Origin of the sequence: Mycobacterium sp., assembly GCF_050701515.1 — a bacterium.
Classification (GTDB): Bacteria; Actinomycetota; Actinomycetes; order Mycobacteriales; family Mycobacteriaceae; genus Mycobacterium.
In genome coordinates, this window is the sequence record NZ_JBOGDB010000277.1 from 1 (window position 1) to 20,168 (window position 20,168).

16 protein-coding genes, 1 pseudogene and 1 riboswitch are annotated in these 20,168 nt (G+C 67.4%); of the genes and pseudogenes, 13 read left to right on the forward strand and 4 right to left on the reverse strand.

Annotated elements, in window-relative coordinates:
- Positions 1 to 1,450 (reverse strand): ABC transporter ATP-binding protein/permease (locus ACRDU5_RS20630; protein WP_526616763.1); only part of this gene is annotated, 1,450 nt, incomplete at its 3' end.
- A gap of 99 nt (positions 1,451 to 1,549) precedes the next feature.
- On the reverse strand, positions 1,550 to 3,142 hold the full coding sequence (locus ACRDU5_RS20635) for an FAD-dependent oxidoreductase (protein WP_526616765.1): 1,593 nt from the start codon (positions 3,140 to 3,142) through the stop codon (positions 1,550 to 1,552).
- A gap of 21 nt (positions 3,143 to 3,163) precedes the next feature.
- Between ACRDU5_RS20635 and ACRDU5_RS20640 the strand changes: the two genes are divergently transcribed.
- From ACRDU5_RS20640 to ACRDU5_RS20700, 13 genes and pseudogenes are all read left to right on the forward strand, one after another.
- Complete coding sequence (locus tag ACRDU5_RS20640) at positions 3,164 to 4,807, forward strand: acetolactate synthase (protein ID WP_526616766.1); 1,644 nt, start codon at positions 3,164 to 3,166, stop codon at positions 4,805 to 4,807.
- Positions 4,808 to 5,019: 212 nt separating this feature from the next.
- Complete coding sequence (secA2, locus tag ACRDU5_RS20645) at positions 5,020 to 7,386, forward strand: accessory Sec system translocase SecA2 (protein WP_526616767.1); 2,367 nt, start codon at positions 5,020 to 5,022, stop codon at positions 7,384 to 7,386.
- Between the two features lie 9 nt (positions 7,387 to 7,395).
- Positions 7,396 to 8,025, forward strand: coding sequence for a CDP-alcohol phosphatidyltransferase family protein (locus ACRDU5_RS20650; RefSeq protein WP_526616768.1), 630 nt, complete (start codon positions 7,396 to 7,398; stop codon positions 8,023 to 8,025).
- Entirely contained in the window at positions 8,018 to 8,932 is a 915-nt protein-coding gene (locus tag ACRDU5_RS20655) for a DUF881 domain-containing protein (RefSeq protein ID WP_526616783.1), read from the forward strand. The genes ACRDU5_RS20650 and ACRDU5_RS20655 overlap by 8 nt, the downstream gene beginning before the upstream one ends.
- Positions 8,932 to 9,264: a small basic family protein gene (locus ACRDU5_RS20660; protein ID WP_526616769.1), complete on the forward strand. Its 333-nt coding sequence runs from the start codon at positions 8,932 to 8,934 to the stop codon at positions 9,262 to 9,264. The genes ACRDU5_RS20655 and ACRDU5_RS20660 overlap by 1 nt, the downstream gene beginning before the upstream one ends.
- A 3-nt stretch (positions 9,265 to 9,267) precedes the next feature.
- Complete coding sequence (locus tag ACRDU5_RS20665; RefSeq protein ID WP_526616770.1) at positions 9,268 to 10,086, forward strand: DUF881 domain-containing protein; 819 nt, start codon at positions 9,268 to 9,270, stop codon at positions 10,084 to 10,086.
- Between the two features lie 24 nt (positions 10,087 to 10,110).
- Positions 10,111 to 10,506 carry a glycine cleavage system protein GcvH gene (gcvH, locus tag ACRDU5_RS20670; RefSeq protein ID WP_526616772.1) on the forward strand — a complete coding sequence of 132 codons (396 nt, stop codon included), beginning with the start codon at positions 10,111 to 10,113 and terminating at the stop codon, positions 10,504 to 10,506.
- A 188-nt stretch (positions 10,507 to 10,694) separates the two neighbouring features.
- Positions 10,695 to 11,165 carry a glycogen accumulation regulator GarA gene (gene garA / locus ACRDU5_RS20675; RefSeq protein WP_526616774.1) on the forward strand — a complete coding sequence of 157 codons (471 nt, stop codon included), beginning with the start codon at positions 10,695 to 10,697 and terminating at the stop codon, positions 11,163 to 11,165.
- Complete coding sequence (gene ftsR, locus ACRDU5_RS20680) at positions 11,165 to 11,914, forward strand: transcriptional regulator FtsR (protein ID WP_526616776.1); 750 nt, start codon at positions 11,165 to 11,167, stop codon at positions 11,912 to 11,914. The genes garA and ftsR overlap by 1 nt, the downstream gene beginning before the upstream one ends.
- 49 nt (positions 11,915 to 11,963) lie before the next feature.
- Positions 11,964 to 12,458, forward strand: coding sequence for a bifunctional nuclease family protein (locus ACRDU5_RS20685; RefSeq protein ID WP_105346197.1), 495 nt, complete (start codon positions 11,964 to 11,966; stop codon positions 12,456 to 12,458).
- Between the two features lie 227 nt (positions 12,459 to 12,685).
- Complete coding sequence (locus ACRDU5_RS20690; RefSeq protein WP_526616778.1) at positions 12,686 to 13,309, forward strand: MerR family transcriptional regulator; 624 nt, start codon at positions 12,686 to 12,688, stop codon at positions 13,307 to 13,309.
- 43 nt (positions 13,310 to 13,352) lie between these two features.
- Positions 13,353 to 13,450, forward strand: a riboswitch (glycine riboswitch).
- Positions 13,451 to 13,619: 169 nt separating this feature from the next.
- The gene (gene gcvP, locus ACRDU5_RS20695; RefSeq protein WP_526616785.1) at positions 13,620 to 16,469 is read left to right on the forward strand and encodes an aminomethyl-transferring glycine dehydrogenase; all 2,850 of its coding nucleotides are present in this window, start codon (positions 13,620 to 13,622) and stop codon (positions 16,467 to 16,469) included.
- A gap of 138 nt (positions 16,470 to 16,607) precedes the next feature.
- Positions 16,608 to 16,889, forward strand: a pseudogene (locus tag ACRDU5_RS20700) (alpha/beta hydrolase); the annotation flags it as partial.
- Positions 16,890 to 16,898: 9 nt separating this feature from the next.
- On the opposite strand, the gene ACRDU5_RS20705 reads toward ACRDU5_RS20700, so the two are convergent.
- Together ACRDU5_RS20705 and ACRDU5_RS20710 are read right to left on the reverse strand one after the other, a co-directional pair.
- On the reverse strand, positions 16,899 to 19,049 hold the full coding sequence (locus ACRDU5_RS20705) for a substrate-binding domain-containing protein (RefSeq protein WP_526616779.1): 2,151 nt from the start codon (positions 19,047 to 19,049) through the stop codon (positions 16,899 to 16,901).
- A 66-nt stretch (positions 19,050 to 19,115) separates the two neighbouring features.
- The coding region (locus ACRDU5_RS20710) for a malate synthase G (protein ID WP_526616781.1) at positions 19,116 to 20,168 on the reverse strand (1,053 nt) is incomplete at its 5' end.

A 20,168-nucleotide genomic window follows, 5' to 3' on the forward strand; every position in this document is an offset into this window, starting at 1 on the left:
GCCGGCCCGACGTGTACGGCCACAGCTGTGCGAGGCTGCGCAACAGGCTGGTCTTGCCGCTGCCGGACGCGCCGGTGACCACCAGCGTGTCGCCGGACTCCAGGCTGAAGTCCAGCGGATTGATCAGCTGGGTGCCGTCGGGGGAGCGCACCTCGACGTCGTCGAGCACCACCGAGCCGTCGTAGGTGGATTCGGTTGCCAGGTCTGGTAATTCGCGTGCGCGTTCGTTCGCGGTTACCAAGCCGTGCAGACGGATGATCGCGGCGCGGTAGCTGGCGAACTCGTCGTAAGCGTTGCGGAAGAACGACAGCCCGCTTTGAATGTTGTCGAACGCTGTCGACGACTGCATGACGTCGCCGAAGGAGATCTGCTCGTTGAAAAGGCGCTGCGCCTGGACGACGAACGGCAGCGGGTTGATCGTCTGGCTCATCACCAGGTTCCAGCCCTGAAAGCCAATGGTGCGGTTCACATAACGGCGATAGTTGGCAATGGTATCGGCGAATCGGGTGCTGAGCTGCTGGCGCTCGGCGCGCTCGCCGCGGTAGAAGCCGACGGCTTCGGCGGCATCCTTCAAACGAATCAGTGCATAACGAAATGCGGCGTTTCGCAGCTCGTTGAGGAAGCTCAACTGGATCAGCGGATGCCCGATCCAGAACGCAATCACGGTAGCGAAGACCACGTACGCGACGACGATCCAGAACAGCGCCTTGGGCAGCGTGACCCCGAAGAGCGTCAGCGGCCCGGACAGGTTCCACAGGATCGCCGCGAACGAGACCACCGACACGATCGAGTCGACGGCGCCGAACAGCAACGTGGTGCTCGAGGTGTTGGACGGATGGTTCGGTTGGGCGCCGGTTCCGGCGGTGAAGATGTCGATGTCCTGCTGGATGCGCTGGTCCGGATTGTCGATCGGCGATTCGATGAACCGCTGCTTGTAGTAAGCGTAGCCGTTGAGCCAGTCCCCGGTGAGGCGATCGGTGAGCCAGACCCGCCACCGGATGATGAACCGCTGCATCAGATACATGTCGAGCATCACCCGGCTGACATGCAGCGTGGCCAGGATGGCGAAAATGCCGATCGCCACCCAGAATCCGTGTACGCCCGAGTCGCGCACCGCCGCGTCGTCCGTCGCGGCGCCCTGGAAGGCAATCTGCAGTGCCGAGAACAGGTCATTGCTGTAGTAGCTGAGCAGCACGTTGATGCGCACCGACAGGATTGTCGACAACAGCAGCACTCCGAACAGCGTCCAGACCACAATGCTGTCGCGGCCCCTGAAGTAGTCGCCGGTGATGCGCCAGTACTGCCGCCCCCAGGTGGTGAACCGGGCGAGCAACACCAACACCAACAACACACACACGGCGCTGATGCCAAACGCCTTCAACACCCACATCAGCGAGGCGCTGAGCTCGTTTCCCCAGTCGATCGACGGCGCGAACTTTTCGGATTCCAACGGACGAATCTCCTGTGCGGGGCGTCCCGCGACGCCGGGTTAAGAACTCTGCGGCGAAGCTACCGCAGCCAGCTGTGTCGGGCGCGGATGTCGACGACACTAGGCAAATGTCGCCCGCAGATGCCCGACCAGACCGTCGGCATCGAGCCCGGACGCCGCGAAGCCCAGATAGCCGTCGGGCCGTATGAGGTAAATCGATGGCCCGGTCGCTGCGTACATCCGGGCGAAGTCGCCTGCGCGGTCGCGGACCAACGGCAACACCGTGGTATCCACGTCGGCGCCCGGTGCGGCGATCAGGTAGACGTCGACGTGACCATGCGCCGCGGCCACCGCGGCGTCGGCGGCCCGCTCGAACGGCGCGACGTCGTCCGCGCCGGCGTCGGCGTACAGCAGCATGGTGTGCTCGCGCCTGCCCAACAGCGAAAACAGGCGCAGCGGGTCGCTGACCGCGTCGCGGGTCAACCCCGTCGCGTCTGGGGCGCGACCGCCGGCCCGGTCGGACACGATCGGGCTGTCGTGGTAGCTGATCAGCAGCTGGGCCTCACGGCGGATTACGTAGTCGACGTCGGTCGAGTCGGCGCCGACGCCCTCGCGTGCGCTGCGGACCGTGCGGCCCACCACCTCCTCGCCGACCGGCCGCCGTTCGGCGTCGTAGCTGTCCAGCAGGCCGGGGGCGGCGACTCCCGACACCGCGAGCGCCAGCTTCCAGGCCAGATTGTGTGCGTCCTGGATGCCGGTGTTCATGCCCTGCGCGCCGGTGGGCGGATGGATGTGTGCGGCGTCGCCCGCGACGAACACCCGGCCGCGGCCGTACCCGTCGACGATGCGGTGGCTGATCCGGAACACCGAAGACCAGCGCAGATTGCGTGCCGTGGTGGGCTCGGGCGCCAGCCGGTCCAGCACCGCCTGGATGTGGCCCAGCTCCGGTTTGCGCGCGCCCTCGAAACCGTGCGCGACGCCATCGGCCGCCGACCCGCCACCGAGCTCGTCGGGCACCAGCATCGACATCCGGTAGCGACCACGGCCCGGCAGCGGAATGCAGACCAGCAGATCGTCGGTGTTGCCGTCGGTCTGGTGCATCGCCCGGATGCCGTATCCACGCGGCAGCGACCAGTCGACTTCGACGTCGCCCAGCAGGTACTGCTCCTCGAACGCCGCGCCTTCGAATGTCAGCCCCAGTGCCTTGCGCACGGTGCTGTGCGCGCCGTCGGCGCCGATGAGATAGCCCGCCCGCGCCGTCTGCTGGCCGCCGTCGCCAACCAGCGTTGCGGTCACGCCGGCGGCGTCCTGCTCGAAGCCGTCGACCCGCAGACCTCGCTCGATGTGCACGCCGTGCATGGCCAGTTCCTCGCGCAGCACCCGCTCGGTGGCGTACTGCGGGATCGCGATGAAGCCGAACGGGATATCGGCGGGCGTCGCGAAGTCGACCTGCCCGGTCTTCTCACCGTTGACGTAGACGATCTGGCCATTCATCTCGATGGCCGCATCCAGGATCCGGCGCAGCACCCCCATGCCTTCGAACACCTCGAGCGTGCGTGGTTGCACGCCAACGGCTTTGGCGTACTGCGGTGGATCCGGTATTGGGTCGACGATGCGAACGTCGATTCCCCGGCGCGCCAGTTCGATTGCCGCTGTGAGCCCGATCGGGCCCGCGCCGGCGATCAGCACTTGGGTTTCTGCGGAGTCGGCCATCGATGTGATTATGCTGCCGCCATGAGCATCGACGCTCCGATTGGCAGCAGAATCAACGCCGGACATGTGATCGCCCGCCGGCTGCGGGCCAGCGGAATCGACACCATCTTCACCCTGTCCGGTGGGCATCTGTTCTCCATCTACGACGGCTGCCGCGCCGAGAACATCCGGTTGATCGACACCCGGCACGAGCAGACCGCGGCCTTCGCCGCCGAAGGCTGGTCGAAGGTGACCCGGTTGCCCGGCGTCGCCGCGCTGACCGCCGGTCCCGGCGTCACCAACGGGATGAGCGCGATGGCCGCCGCGCAGCAGAATCAATCGCCGCTGCTGGTGCTCGGTGGCCGGGCGCCGGCGCTGCGCTGGGGACAGGGATCGCTACAGGAAATCGACCACGTGCCGTTCGTCGCGCCGCTGACCCGGTTCGCCGCGACCGCGGAGTCTGCCGATGCGGTCGGCGGGCTGATCGATGACGCACTGCGGGCCACCGTGGGCGCGCCTTCCGGCGTCGCGTTCATCGACTTCCCAATGGATCACGTCTTCGGTGAGGCCCTCGATGCGGGCGGCCCGGGCGCGCTTGCCGACCCGCCGGCCGCCGTGCAACCCGACGGGGACGCAACCGACGTCGCCGCGGGTCTGCTGGCCGACGCGCAGCGCCCGGTGATCATGGCCGGCACCAACGTCTGGTGGGGTCATGCCGAAGCGGCGCTGCTGCGACTGGCCGAAACGCTGCGCATCCCGGTGCTGATGAATGGCATGGCACGCGGCACCGTTCCGGCCGATCACGAGCTGGCGTTTTCCCGCGCACGGTCAAAAGCGTTGAAGGAGGCCGATGTTGCGCTGGTAATCGGGGTGCCGATGGACTTCCGGCTGGGCTTCGGCGGCGTGTTCGGCGAGCAGACGAAGCTCGTCGTCGCCGACCGCGTCACGCCCGGGCGGTCACATCCGCGCGCCGTGGCGGCTGGCCTCTACGGTGATCTGTCGACGATCCTTTCGGCGCTTGCGGGTCAGCGATCCGTCGACCATGAGACGTGGATCGGCGAGCTGCGGGCCGTGGAATCCGCCGCGCGCGCCGCGGAAGAGGCCGAACTGACCGACGACCGCACCCCACTGCACCCGATGCGGGTGTACGCCGAGCTCAAGCCGCTGCTGGACCGCGACGCCATCGTCGTCATCGACGCCGGCGACTTCGGCTCCTACGCCGGTCGCGTCATCGACAGCTACGTGCCGGGCGCATGGCTGGACAGCGGACCGTTCGGCTGCCTGGGCTCCGGGCCGGGGTATGCGCTGGCCGCCAAGCTGGCCCGGCCGGACCGGCAGGTGGTGCTGCTGCAGGGCGACGGCGCCTTCGGGTTCAGTGGGATGGAGTGGGATACGTTGGTGCGCCACGACGTTCACGTGGTCTCGGTGATCGGCAACAACGGCATCTGGGCGCTGGAGAAACATCCGATGGAAATGCTGTACGGCTACTCGGTCGTCGCCGAGCTGCGGCCGGGCACCCGCTACGACGAAGTCGTCACCGCGCTCGAAGGGCACGGCGAACTCGTCGCTACGCCTGACGAGCTGCGGCCCGCACTCGAGCGGGCGTTCGCCTCCGGGCTGCCTGCCGTGGTGAACACGCTGACCGATCCGACCGTTGCCTACCCACGGCGGTCAAACCTCGCCTGACGACCGTCCCGCGACCGTGCGTGTCTGCGGCCGACACGCCGAGAAGAATCCAACAAACGCGCACGCTCGCGGGGTCGCCGAACCGCGGTATCGCCGTCATCCCGTCGTGACCAACATAGAGCTGACCCTGCTGCGTGCAGGCAGGTTTCCGGAGGACTTTGCGGGCGACGGCTGATAACGAGCGGCCGAACGGCGCCGCGTACCGTGGCTGTGTGTCGAAGACGAAAACCCGCACCGCCGGACATGTCGGCAACCGGTTCTGGAAGCTGCTCGGCGCCAGCACCGAGAGAGACCAAGCCCACTCGATGGCGCAGGTGCGCGCGTCGGAGGAGTTCCACGAGAAGGCCGCCGACCTCGACGAAGACCGGCTGCGCAAGGCCACCCAGCTGCTCAACCTCGGCGACCTGGCCGAATCGGACGACATTCCGCAGTTCCTCGCGATCGCCAGGGCGGCCTCCGAGCGCACCACCACGCTGCGGCCGTTCGACGTCCAGCTGCTCGCCGCACTGCGGATGCTGGCCGGCGACGTCATCGAAATGGCCACCGGCGAGGGCAAAACGCTGGCCGGCGCGATCGCGGCAGCGGGCTACGCGCTCGCCGGGCGCCACGTGCATGTGGTCACCATCAATGACTACCTGGCCCGCCGCGACGCCGAGTGGATGGGCCCGCTGCTGGAGGCGATGGGCCTGACCGTCGGCTGGATCACCGCGGATTCGACGGCCGAGGAGCGGCGAACCGCCTACCAATGCAACATCACCTATGCGTCGGTGAACGAAATCGGTTTCGACGTGCTGCGCGATCAGCTGGTCACCGACGTCGAAGACCTGGTGTCACCCAACCCCGACGTGGCCCTGATCGACGAGGCCGACTCGGTGCTCGTCGACGAGGCCCTGGTGCCGCTGGTGCTGGCCGGCACCACGCACCGGGAAACCCCGAAGCTCGAAATCATCCGGCTGGTCGGCGAATTGACCCCCGTCAAGGACTTCGACACCGACGCCGACAGCCGCAACGTCCACCTCACCGAGGTCGGTGCCCAGAAGATCGAAGCCAAACTCGGCGGCATCGACCTGTACTCCGAGGAACACGTCGGCACCACGCTAACCGAGGTCAACGTCGCCCTGCACGCCCACGTCCTGCTGCAGCGCGACGTGCACTACATCGTCCGCAACGACGCCGTGCACCTGATCAACGCCAGCCGGGGTCGCATCGCCCAGCTGCAGCGCTGGCCCGACGGCCTGCAGGCCGCCGTCGAGGCCAAGGAGGGCATCGAGACCACCGAGACCGGCGAGGTGCTGGACACCATCACCGTGCAGGCCCTGATCAACCGGTACCCCACGGTGTGCGGGATGACCGGCACCGCGCTGGCCGCCGGTGAGCAGCTGCGCCAGTTCTACAAGCTCGGGGTGTCACCCATCCCGCCGAACACCCCGAACATTCGCGAGGACGAGGCCGACCGCGTCTACATCACCGTCGCGGCCAAGAACGTCGGGATCGTCGAGCACATCGCCGAGGTGCACGAGACCAATCAGCCAATCCTGGTTGGCACCCGCGATGTGGCCGAATCCGAGGAGCTGCACGAGCGCCTGGTCAAGGTCGGCATCCCGGCCGTCGTGCTGAACGCCAAGAACGACGCCGAAGAAGCCCGGGTGATCGCCGAGGCCGGCAAGCTCGGCTCCGTGACGGTGTCGACGCAAATGGCCGGGCGCGGCACCGACATCCGACTCGGCGGGTCCGACGTAGGCGACCACTCCGCGGAAAAGAAAAGAGTCGCCGAACTCGGCGGTCTGCACGTCATCGGCACCGGCCGGCACCACACCGAACGGCTCGACAACCAGCTGCGTGGCCGTGCCGGACGTCAGGGCGACCCCGGTTCGTCGGTGTTCTTCTCCAGCTGGGAGGACGACGTCGTGGCCGCCCACCTCGAACCGAACAAGCTGCCGACCACCACCGACGAGGACGGCCGCATCGTCAACGTCAAGGCGTCCAGTCTGCTGGACCACGCGCAGCGGATCGCCGAGGGCAGGCTGCTCGACGTGCACGCCAACACCTGGCGGTACAACCAGCTGATCGCCCAGCAACGCGCGATCCTGGTCGAGCGCCGCGACACGCTGCTGCGCACGCCGACCGCACGCGAAGAACTGGCCGAGCGCTCGCCCGAGCGCTATGCGGAGTTGTCCGAGGTGGGGGTACCTCCACCTCCCGCTCGCGGGGGACTGTCCGAGGAGCAGCTGGAGAAAATCTGCCGGCTGATCATGCTGTATCACCTGGACCGCGGCTGGGCCGATCACCTGGCGTATCTCGCCGACATCCGGGAGAGCATCCACCTGCGCGCGCTGGGCCGGCAGAGCCCGCTCGACGAGTTCCACCGGATGGCCGTCGACGCGTTCGCGTCGCTGGCCGCCGACGCGATCGAGGCCGCCCAGCAGACCTTCGAGACGGCGAATGTGCTCGAAGAGGAGCCCGGGCTGGACCTGTCCAAGCTCGCGCGGCCGACCTCGACGTGGACGTACATGATCCACGACAACCCGCTGGCCGACGACGCGATGTCGGCGCTGAGCCTGCCCGGAGTCTTCCGATAGGTTTAGCGCATGGACCACGCGCCGCCGCGCGACCGGGTGCTGACGGTGCCCAACTGTTTGAGCGTGCTGCGCCTGCTGCTGGTGCCGGTGTTCCTGTATCTGCTGCTGGTCGTTCACGCCAACGGGTGGGCGGTCGCCGTGCTGATGTTCAGCGGATTCTCCGACTGGGCCGACGGCAAGATCGCGCGTCTCGTTGACAACCAGTCGTCGCGGCTGGGGGAGCTGCTGGATCCGGCGGTCGACCGGATCTACATGCTGGCGATTCCGCTCTCGTTCGGTGTCGCCGGCATCGTGGATTGGTGGATCGTCATCACCCTGATCGGTCGGGACGCCGTTCTGGCCGTGACGCTTCCGGTGCTGCGCAGCCGCGGGTTGACCGCGTTGCCGGTCAGCTACATCGGCAAGGGCGCGACCTTTGCGCTGATGTCGGCGTTCCCGCTGATCCTGCTCGGCCAGTGGGACGCGCTGTGGAGCCGCGTCATCCTGGCGTGCGGCTGGGCGTTCCTGATCTGGGGGCTGGCGCTGTATCTGTGGTCGGCCGTGCTGTACCTCGTCCAGGTGGCAATGGTGGTGCGGCGGATGCCGAAGGTCGGCGATGAGCCTCCAGGGCGAAGAGCAGAGGGCCCAGCGCATGGTTGATCCGGGGCGGGCGCTCGGCGGGTACGACCCCGAAGCCGGACGCAATGTGCATGAGGCCGACGCACCGACCCTGATTCCGGTGCCGTCGTTGTTGCGTTCGCTGCTGTCCGACCATCTCGACCCGGGCTATGCCGCGGCGGCCGCCGAACGCCGCAATGGCGGACGACCCCGCGGCCGGATCGCCACCTGGGCCTGGCAGGTGTTGGCCGCACTCGCGGTCGCGACGGTCTTCGCGTTCGCCCTCGCGCAGGCGCAATCCACCGCTCCCGGTGTGCGCCAGACGCAGCAGGTGCTGGGCGGCAGCGTGCGGTCGGCCGAAGCCACCGCGGACGTGGTGACCGACCGTCGCAACGCGATCGCCGCCGAGGTGGACGCCGAACGGCGCAGCCGGCTGGCGGGCGACGAGCGCGGCCAGCAGCTGCTGGGCAGCCTGGACGATGCGAACTTCGCGGCGGCGGCCACGCCGGTTGTCGGTCCCGGGCTGACCGTGACCGTCACCGATCCAGGTGTGTCCAAGGATCTCAGCGACGTGTCCAAAGAACGCGTCGAGGGCAGCAGGCAGGTCATCCTGGACCGCGATCTGCAGCTCGTCGTCAATTCGCTGTGGACCAGCGGGGCGGAGGCGATCTCGGTCGGCGGTGTCCGAATCGGACCGAACGTGACGATCCGCCAGGCGGGCGGCGGCATCCTGGTCGACAATCAACCGATCAGCAGCCCATACGTCATTCTTGCGGTCGGACCGCCACACGCCATGCGTGATGTGTTCGACCGCAGCCCCGGTCTGCAGCGGCTCCGGCTGCTGGAGACCGCCTATGGGGTCGGGGTGAATGTGAGCTCCACCGACGGCATCACCCTGCCGGCCGGTTCGGTTCGAGATGTCAACTTCGCCAAGGAGATTGGGCCTTAATGATCGGAATCGCCGCACTTGTCATCGGCATCGCGCTGGGTCTGGTCTTTCATCCCAGCGTGCCCGAGTTCATCCAGCCGTATCTGCCCATCGCGGTGGTCGCGGCACTGGACGCGGTGTTCGGCGGCCTGCGCGCCTATCTGGAGCGGATCTTCGACTCGAAGGTCTTCGTGGTGTCGTTCGTGTTCAACGTGCTGGTCGCCGCGCTCATCGTCTACGTCGGCGACCAGCTCGGCGTCGGCACGCAGTTGTCCACCGCGATCATCGTGGTGCTCGGCATCCGCATCTTCGGCAACGCCGCCGCCCTGCGGCGCAGACTGTTTGGCGCTTAACCCATGACGGAGGACACCCCCGGACAGCACGAAGCCGACCAGCACGGCCGCCACGAACTGCCGCCCGACGAACCGACCCCGCAGATCGGCGACCTACAGCCCGGCGGGGTGGAGGGTGTGGTCCGCCGGGGACGCTCGCAGATCGTGTTCGGGGCGCTGGGCGTGTTGTTGTGCGTGCTGCTCGGCGTGGCGATCGTCACCCAGGTGCGGCAGAACGAATCCGGCGACTACCTGGAGACGGCACGACCGGCCGACCTGCTGGTGCTGTTGGATTCCCTGCAACAGCGCGAGGCCGCGCTGAACACCGAGGTCGCTGACCTGCAGCGGACGCTGGCGTCGCTGCACGCCTCCGGGAGCAGCGACCAAGCCGCGATCGAGAACGCGCAGGCCCGGCTGGCCGCGTTGTCGATCCTGATCGGCACGGTGCCCGCGACCGGACCCGGCGTGACGTTGACCATCGAGGACACCGCGCCGGGAGTCGCTCCCGAAACCATGCTGGACGTCATCAACGAGCTGCGAGCCGCCGGCGCCGAAGCGATGGAGATCCGCGGCGGACAAAGTGTCGTTCGGGTCGGGGTGGACACCTGGGTGGTGGGCGCGCCGGGCGCGCTGGCGATCGACGACCAAACCCTCAACCCGCCGTATACCGTTGTGGCCATTGGCGATCCGCCGACGCTGGCCGCGGCGATGAACATTCCCGGCGGCGCGATGGACAGCATCGAGCGGGTGGGCGGCACGATGGTGGTACAACAATCCGAACGGGTGGATGTGACCGCCTTGCGGCAACCGAAAGACCGCCAATACGCTCAGCCCACCAAGTGAACATTTCCCGCAAAGAGGAGCGCCGTGAGCGAAATCCCGCCCGACCTGTACTACACCTCCGAACACGAATGGGTGCAGCGCACCGCTGACGACACGCTGCGGGTTGGCATCACCGATTTTGCCCAGTCGTCGCTGGGCGACGTGGTCTTTGTGCAACTGCCGGACGTCGGGAGCGATGTCACCGCGGGGGAGTCCTTCGGTGAAGTGGAGTCGACAAAGTCGGTGTCCGACCTTTACGCACCGGTGACAGCGAAAGTTGTTGCGGTCAACGGTGATCTGGAGGGCAGCCCACAGCTGGTCAACTCCGACCCCTATGGCAAAGGCTGGCTGATCGAGCTGCGGGCGGACCAGCCGAGCCTGGAGGACGGCCTGGGCGGGTTGCTTGATGCGGACCGCTACCAGGCCCTGGTGACCGATTGAGATGTTGTTAGGGTGCCAGCGATCGGCTAAACCGTCTGACCGCGGGGAGTCTTGAAGTTGATCCGGCGGTGGTGGACACAACGGCGACCGCAGCGCGGTACGGTCGACGGGAGACGAATGACGGCTGGAAGAGGGGGTCTGGCCGGCCGCGGCCAGAAGACGCCACTGCAGCCAGTGAGGAGCACCGGGTGACGGAAAAGGACAACGACCAGACGTCTGACGAAGTCACCGTGGAGACGACCTCGGTCTTCCGCGCCGACTTTCTCAACGAACTGGATGCCCCGGCAGCGGCCGGGACCGAGGGGGCGGTCTCGGGGGTCGAAGGCCTGCCGGTGGGATCGGCGTTGCTTGTTGTCAAACGCGGTCCCAACGCGGGGTCACGCTTCCTCCTCGACCAGCCCACCACGTCCGCCGGCCGACATCCGGACAGTGACATCTTCCTCGACGACGTCACCGTGAGCCGTCGCCACGCCGAGTTTCGTCTGGAGAACGCCGAGTTCCAGGTCGTCGACGTCGGCAGCCTCAACGGCACATACGTCAACCGGGAGCCGGTCGACTCGGCGGTGCTGGCTAACGGCGACGAGGTGCAGATCGGCAAGTTCCGCCTGGTGTTTCTGACCGGGCCGAAAACCGACGACGATAGCGGCCCGGGCGGCTAGTGACCGCGCCCGGCAGGCCCGCGCTGACCGGGATGTCGATTGGAGCGGTCCTGGACCTGCTGCGACCCGACTTCCCGGACGTGACGATCTCCAAGATTCGCTTCCTGGAAGCCGAGGGACTGGTCACACCGGAGCGGACCGCGTCGGGATACCGGCGGTTCACCGCCTACGATTGCGCTCGCCTGCGCTTCATCCTGACCGCGCAGCGTGACCGGTATCTGCCGCTGAAGATCATCAAGGCCCAGCTGGACGCCCAGCCAGACGGTGAGTTGCCGCGCACCGGATCCGCTTACGGCGTACCACGTTTGGTGCCGGTGTCGGGCGGCGTCGAACCGGACGCTAGCGGCACGACTGGGACGTCTGGGGTGGCGCCCACCCAGGTGCGACTGAGCCGAGAAGACCTATTGGCCCGCTCGGGGGTGGACGAGGAGCTGCTCACCGCGTTGGTCAGGGCCGGCGTGATCAAGACCGGGCCGGGCGGTTTCTTCGACGAGCATTCGGTGGTCATTGCGCAGTGCGCACGGGCGCTCGCCGAGTACGGGGTGGAACCGCGGCATCTGCGGGCCTTCCGGTCGGCGGCCGACCGCCAGTCCGATCTGATCGCGCAGATCGCCGGTCCGGTGGTCAAGGCCGGTAAGGCCGGTGCCCGGGATCGCGCCGACGATCTGGCCCGCGAGGTGGCGGCGCTGGCGATCACCTTGCACACGTCATTGATCAAGTCGGCCGTGCGCGACGTTCTGGATCGGTGAGGATTAGACTCGAGTCGACGGCTTCTTCTGGTGCGGAGGGCAGACACAGATGGGTGAGGTTCGTGTGGTCGGCATTCGCGTTGAGCAGCCCCAGAACCAGCCAGTGCTGTTGCTGCGGGAATCCAACGGTGACCGCTATCTGCCGATCTGGATCGGCCAGTCCGAGGCCGCGGCGATCGCGCTCGAGCAGCAGGGCGTCGAACCGGCCCGCCCGCTGACCCACGACCTCATCCGAGATCTCATTGCCGCCCTTGGTCATTCGCTCAAAGAGGTGCGGATCGTCGACCTTCAAGAAGGCACCTTCTACGCCGATCTGATCTTCGACCGTGACATCAAGGTGTCGGCCCGGCCGTCGGACTCGGTGGCCATCGCGCTGCGCGTCGGCGTGCCGATCTACGTCGAGGAGGCGGTACTGGCCGAGGCCGGCCTGCTGATTCCCGACGAGAATGACGACGAAGCCACCGGTGCCGTACGCGAGGACGAGGTGGAGAAGTTCAAGGAGTTCCTGGACAGCGTCTCGCCCGACGACTTCAAGGCGACCTGACCTGGCATATGCCCCGGTGCAACATCACGGATGCGTCTCAACCGACGTTTTCGGACTCGACACGCGGCGCAGGATTCCGCCAACCGTGAGCGGGGCAGCGATACTTTGATGGTCACGACGAGCAGTCATCGCTCGTCGGGGAGCGTATGCTCGACACATTCGGGCTTGGGAAAACGTGCTGCGGTGCAGGTCACAGACGCGAGTTCGATCGGCGAGAGGATTCGAGAGTGGGAGACACGCCACGTCAAGAGCAGCTGGATCTTTCGTCGTCCGACGGGACCGCGGAGGGCTCCCCACCGGCTCCCAGCGAACCCGTACAGGCCGGTCTGTTCCCCGACGACTCGGTGCCCGATGAGCTGGTCGGCTACCGCGGGCCGAGCGCCTGCCAGATAGCCGGCATCACCTACCGGCAGTTGGACTACTGGGCCAGGACCTCGCTTGTGGTGCCGTCGATTCGCAGCGCCGCCGGGTCGGGCAGCCAGCGGCTGTACTCGTTCAAGGACATCCTGGTCCTGAAGATCGTCAAGCGGCTGCTGGACACCGGCATCTCCCTGCACAACATCCGCGTCGCGGTCGACCACCTGCGTCAGCGCGGTGTGCGCGACCTGGCCAACATCACGCTGTTCTCCGACGGCACCACCGTCTACGAATGCACGTCGGCCGAGGAAGTGGTGGACCTGCTGCAGGGTGGACAGGGTGTGTTCGGCATCGCCGTGTCCGGCGCGATGCGGGAGCTGACCGGGGCCATCGCCGACTTCCCCGGTGAGCGAGCCGATGGCGGCGAGTCGATCACCACGCCCGAGGACGAGCTGGCGTCTCGGCGCAAGCACCGCGACCGCAAGATCGGCTGACGAGCCACCCTCAGGTGCGCGGACGGTAGAATCGTCCGCGCATCGCCCTTGTGCGGGAGAGTTCCGTGACGGCCAGCCACGGACGCCGAAGGAGCAACACCTCTCCGTCAACCTCTCAGGCACCCGGACCGCGCAGGGCCCCGATGCCTCTGGAAAGTGGTGAGCGCAGTGCTCGTCTGGCTGGCTCACCCGCCCATGGGGAAAGGCGCCGCCTCAGGCCGCCGAATCTCTCAGGCGCCCGGATCGGGTTGACGACAGAGGGAGAGGGAACCGCAGCGGTTCTCGCCCCGAGCGTCAGGAGATGGCCAAGATGGAGATCTTCTCCCACGATCAACCGAGTTTCGCCGACCGGCACATCGGGCCGGACGCCGACGACGTCGCCACCATGCTCAAGACCATCGGCGTGAACTCACTCGACGAACTCGCCGAAAAGGCGCTGCCGGCAGGCATTCTCGACGCTTTGACCGCCGACGGCGTGGCGCCCGGGCTGGACCGGCTGCCGCAGGCCGCCACCGAGGAGCAGGCGCTGGCCGAGTTGCGCGCGCTGGCCGACGCCAACACCGTCGCGGTGTCGATGATCGGCCAGGGCTACTACGACACGCTGACGCCGCCGGTGCTGCTGCGCAACATCCTGGAGAACCCGGCCTGGTACACGGCTTACACTCCATACCAGCCGGAGATCAGTCAGGGCCGGCTCGAGGCACTGCTGAATTTCCAGACCATGGTCGCCGACCTGACCGGGCTCGAGGTCGCCAACGCATCGATGCTCGACGAGGGCACCGCGGCCGCCGAGGCGATGACGCTGATGCACCGTGCGGTGCGCGGCCCAGCGAACCGGCTCGCCGTCGATGCCGACGTGTACACCCAGACGGCCGCCGTGTTGGCCACCCGCGCCGAGCCGCTCGCCATCGAGATCGTCACCGCCGACCTGCGTCAGGGCCTGCCCGACGGCGAGTTTTTCGGCGTGATTGCCCAGCTGCCCGGCGCCGGTGGCGCCGTGACCGACTGGACCCGACTGGTAGCGGAGGCCCACGAGCGCGGTGCGTTGGTCGCCATCGGCGCCGATCTGTTGGCGTTGACGCTGATCACCCCGCCCGGTGAGACCGGCGCCGACGTGGCCTTCGGCAGTACCCAACGCTTCGGCGTGCCAATGGGATTCGGCGGACCGCACGCCGGCTATCTGGCCGTGCATACAAGGCACGCACGACAGCTGCCGGGCCGGCTGGTCGGGGTGTCGGTGGACAGCGACGGCTCGCCGGCCTACCGGCTGGCCCTGCAGACCCGCGAACAGCACATCCGCCGGGACAAGGCCACCAGCAATATCTGCACCGCACAGGTGCTGCTGGCGGTGATCGCCGCGATGTACGTCAGTTATCACGGCGCCGACGGCCTGGCCGGAATCGCGCGCCGGGTACACGGCCACGCGCGCAGTTTGGCGGCCGGGCTGTCCGCGGCGGGCATCGAGGTGGTGCACGACAGCTTCTTCGACACCGTGCTGGCCAGGGTGCCGGGTCGGGCCGGGCAGGTCCGCGACCGGGCCAAGGCGCGCGGCATCAACGTCTGGTGCGTCGACGGCGACCACATTTCGGTGTCGTGCGACGAGGTCACCACGGGTGAGCATGTCGACGCGGTGCTCGCGGCTTTCGGAGCCTCGCGCGTCGGCGACTTCGGTGGGCCGGACATCTCGACCCGTAGGTCGGATTTCCTGACCCATCCGGCGTTCACCCGCTACCGCACCGAAACCGAGATGATGCGCTACCTACGGTCCTTGGCAGACAAGGATATTGCGTTGGACCGCAGCATGATTCCGCTGGGTTCGTGCACCATGAAGCTGAATGCAGCCGCCGAGATGGAGCCGATCACCTGGCCGGAGTTCGCCCGTCAACATCCGTTTGGGCCGCATTCCGATGCCCCGGGGCTGCGCAAGCTGATTGCCGATGTGGAAGCCTGGCTGACCCAGCTGACCGGCTACGACGCCGTATCGCTGCAGCCCAATGCCGGCTCGCAGGGCGAGTACGCGGGCCTGCTGGCGATCCAGGCATATCACGCGGAGCGCGGTGAGCCCGGCCGCGACGTGTGCCTGATCCCGTCCAGTGCGCACGGAACCAACGCGGCGTCCGCGGCGCTGGCCGGCATGCGTGTGGTGGTGGTGGCGTGCCGGCAGAACGGCGACGTGGACCTCGACGATCTGCGCGCCAAGGTCACCGAGCACGCTGATCGGTTGTCCGCCTTGATGATCACGTATCCGTCCACGCACGGCGTCTACGAGCACGACATCGCCGAGATCTGTGCGGCGGTGCACGATGTCGGCGGCCAGGTCTACGTCGACGGCGCCAACCTCAACGCCCTCGTCGGGCTGGCGCGGCCGGGAAAGTTCGGTGGCGACGTCAGCCACCTGAATCTGCACAAGACGTTCTGCATTCCGCATGGCGGGGGAGGACCCGGTGTCGGACCGATCGCCGTTCGGGCGCACCTTGCGCCGTATCTGCCCGGCCATCCCCTCGCCGACGAATTGCCCGACGAGCACACGGTGTCGTCGGCGCCGTACGGGTCGGCATCCATCCTGCCGATCACCTGGGCCTACCTCCGGATGATGGGAGCCGAGGGGCTACGCGCGGCGTCGCTCACCGCGATCGCGTCGGCCAACTACATCGCCCGCCGCCTTGACGAGTACTACCCGGTGCTGTACACCGGCGAGAACGGCATGGTTGCCCACGAGTGCATTCTCGATCTGCGCGGCATCACCAAGGCCATCGGTGTCACCGTCGACGATGTCGCGAAACGGTTGGCGGACTACGGTTTTCACGCGCCAACCATGAGTTTCCCGGTTGTTGGCACGCTGATGGTCGAACCGACCGAAAGCGAGAGCCTGGCGGAAGTCGACGCGTTCTGCGAAGCGATGATCGCGATCCGTGCCGAGATCGATCAGGTTGGCGCCGGTGTGTGGCCTGCCGACGACAACCCGCTGCGAGGGGCGCCGCACACGGCGGAATGCCTGCTGGTGTCCGAGTGGAACCACCCGTACACCCGCGAACAGGCGGCCTATCCGCTCGGCAAGAACTTCCGGCCCAAGGTGTGGCCGCCGGTACGCCGCATCGACGGCGCCTACGGCGACCGCAACCTGATGTGCTCGTGCCCGCCGGTGGAGTCGTTCGGCTAGATTCCTTCGCTTCTGTGTCGTTTGTTGCGGCAAAACGCGAGTAGCGGACGCAACAAGCGACACACAATCGGCGAGTATTCGCGTACGGTCTCATGCGTGTTGCCCGCGAGCGTGGCCGAGTGGCGCGATGGCGGCGGATTGATCTCGACGGGTTCTATGTTCGCCCGCGGCTTCGCCCAGCTGTTCGGCAAGGACCATCCGCTTTCGGCGGAGGAGGCGGACGCGCAGTGGGCGCTGATTTCGCACAACGGCGGGCACCGGATCGCCCATCTACTGATCTCCTACCTCGACGAGCGGGTGCGATACGCATCGCGATGGCATGGCGCGGTACGGGATTCGCCCAAGCCGCTGGGTTTCCTGTGGGGCCTAGATGGGTGGAAGTGCCGGACGTGTTTGCCCGGGGGCGCTGAGTCTGCTCGACGCCTTGCGTTAGGCCAGGAAGGTGGCGACGGCCGAGGTGAGCTCGGGGGAGGCCGACGTGGCCAGGTTCTGGTAGCTGCCGCCACTGGCCTGGGCCACCGCCTCCCAGGTTGCCCGATCGGGGTCGGCACCGAAGTCGATGATGTTGATGGCGATGGGTCGGGCCGGGTCGAAGGTGCGACGCACGTACTCCTGTAGGTCGGAGCCGTCCATGCTCTGGTCGGTGTGCGGTCCGGCGGTGATGACCAGGATCGAATTCGTCTGTCCCTGACGGTATTTCGCAAGCTCTTCGTCGTAGATCATCTCCAGTGTGGTGAACGAGACCGCGCCGCCACCGGACGCGGACTGTGAGTCCAGCGCTGCTGCCAGAGCCGCCGAGCGCGGCTGGCCATCGACCGGATCGGACAACGGGCCGGTCGCCACCTCGGAGCGGCCCTCGACGCCGTCAAAGCTCCACAGCCCCACCGACGACGCCGGCGGCAACGCCTGCAGCCGCGCGTCCAATGCCGCGAGCACGTTGTCCAGCCGCGACTCGCCGCCTTCCTGGGTGGGCATCGACTGGTCGAGCATGATCGTGACGGCCGGGTTGCCCGCCGGCGCGGTCAACGCGTTGGCCAGCGTGGCGCGCATTGACATGTCGCCGACCGACAGCGGTGCCGAAACGGGTGCAAAGCTCGTGACGTCGCTCTGCGGCGAGGTGCCGCCTTCCGCCCGGAAGCCGGCTTTGGCCAGTTCGGCGAGCTGCTCGGGTTTCCGCATGAATCGGGCGAATTCGCTGGCAGCGGTCACCTGTTCCTCGGACAGCCAGGTGCCGCTGAGCAAGACAGCCGGATAATCGGCGGTCGCCGCCGGCCCGGGCGGCAGCCACGAGGCCACGATGTTCTTGGCATCGGGAAGTGACGTTCCGCGTTGATAGAGCTGCTGCTCGGTCGTGACGACGGCGTGTACCGGGGCGGCCGCCGGATCGGTGGCCTTCACCAACGCGTCCATCGCGGTGCTCGCCTTGTCGTCGGCGAGCTTGGGCTGACCGGCCACCAGGGTGTTCACCGCGCCGATGCCGGCACTCGGAGGAGCCCCCGCCGGGGCGGACGCCGCCGCAACGGCCTCGGCTGCCAGGTGGGAGGCGTCGCTGTCACCGCTCAGCGGAAGCGATAGCCGCAGTGACCCCCAGCCTGGGAGGTTAAGCCCGTTCAGGGCGGTCGGGTTGGATTGAAGACCCGGCAGAGTAGCCCAATTCTGCTGTGCTAGTGCGGCTTTGAGTTCTGGACGGATAGCAAGCACGACCGGAGAGCTGACCAGCGACCGGCTGTCGCTGACGGTCTGTTCCCCCGCCACCGTCTCCAGGCGGGCCTGCGACACCGAGCTGGCAGGGATCCACAGCGCCGGCCGTTCGCCGAGTTCCGCCGGCCAGTTGCCAACGAAGCCATTGATCACCTGGTCGGAGTCGGCCGGTTTGACGTCGATCGCCACACAGTGGTCGCCGACCGGGTTGGCGGTTTCGTTGAACTGCTTGCCCAGCGCCGAAATTTGGTCGGCGATGGACGGATCGGCGATCACGGCGACGGGTTGCTGTCCGTCCACGCAGCGCGCCGAGGCGGCGTCGGACCGGTTGGACAGCGCGTCGCCGAAAAAGCGCCACACGATGACGGTGGCTACCACCGCCACGACGGCGACCAGCGCCGCGATGACGCCGACACTGATGCCGCGCCGGCCGGTGGCCACGGCGCGGTGACTACCGGTCCATTCGCCTTCCTCCCAGTCGCCGGTGTGCTTCGGACCCGAGGGCGGCGGCGGTGGTGATGGCGGCGAGAAGGACGGCGGTTCGGCGGCGGGGCGACGAAACTCGGGTTCGGCGGCGGGGCGACGAAACTCGGGTTCGGCGGCGGGGCGACGAAACTCGGGTTCGGGGTGGTACTCGCGCGGATACTCCGGCTCATAGTCGAGCTCGTACTCCGGCTGTTGGTATTCGGGCTCGCGATACCGCGGCTGCCAGGGAGGCTCGTCATAGCCGACCTTGCCGGCATCGCCGTAGTCGGGCTCACCGTACTCGGGCTCGTCGTAGTCGGGCCGGTAGCCGGTGTGGTCGTACGGCGGCTCCTGCGGCTCTTCGGGAGGCTGGCCCGAGGAATCCTCCGGGTCCGGAATGCTGTGCCTACCCATTCCTGCGCTTGCGTCCTCTCCGTTGGCGAATCATCGCTGGCCGGTCACCGGCCTGCCGAGGTCTAATCACGGGTTCGCGGCCTTGAACTCGCGCCGGCGTCGATGCAGGATCGGCTCGGTGTAGCCGTTGGGCTGCTGCGTTCCGGACAGAATCAGCTCCTGCGCGGCCTGGAACGCGACGCTGGCGTCCGGGTCAGGCGCCATCGGCCGGTACTCCGGGTCCATCTCGTTCTGTTCGTCCACCACCGCGGCCATCCGCCGCAGACTGGCCTTCACGTCATCGGCGGTGATGACGCCGTGCCGCAACCAGTTTGCCAGTAGCTGGCTGGAGATGCGCAGGGTCGCGCGGTCCTCCATCAGCGCCACGTTGTGTATGTCGGGCACCTTCGAGGAGCCAACACCGGCGTCGATCCAGCGCACCACGTAGCCCAGGATCGACTGGCAGTTGTTGTCGACCTCCTCGCGGATCTCCTCGGGCGCCCAGGCCAGCTCCTTGCCCAGCGGGATGGTCAGCAACTGGTCGATACCTGCGCGGCGCTTGCCGGCAAGCTCCTTTTGCACCTCGAAGACGTCGACCTGGTGGTAGTGCATCGCATGCAGCGTCGCCGCGGTCGGCGACGGCACCCACGCGGTGGTGGCGCCGGCCTTGGGCTGTCCGATCTTCTGCTCCACCATGTCGGCCATCAATTCGGTCATCGCCCACATGCCCTTGCCGATCTGCGCGCGCCCGACAAAGCCGGTGGCCAGACCGACGTCGACGTTGTTGTCCTCGTAGGCCAGGATCCACGGCTGGCTCTTCATCGTGCCCTTGCGGACCATCGGCCCGGCCTCCATCGAGGTATGGATCTCGTCGCCGGTGCGGTCCAGGAAGCCGGTGTTGATGAATACCACTCGCTCGGCGGCGGCCTTGATACAGGCCTTGAGGTTGACGGTGGTGCGCCGCTCCTCGTCCATGATGCCGACCTTCAGGGTGTTCTGCGGCAGGCCGAGCACGTCCTCGACCCGGCTGAACAGCTCGACGGTGTAGGCCACCTCGTCGGGACCGTGCATCTTCGGCTTCACGATGTAGACCGACCCGGTGCGGCTGTTCACCAGCGGCCCGTTGCCGTCATTCTGCTT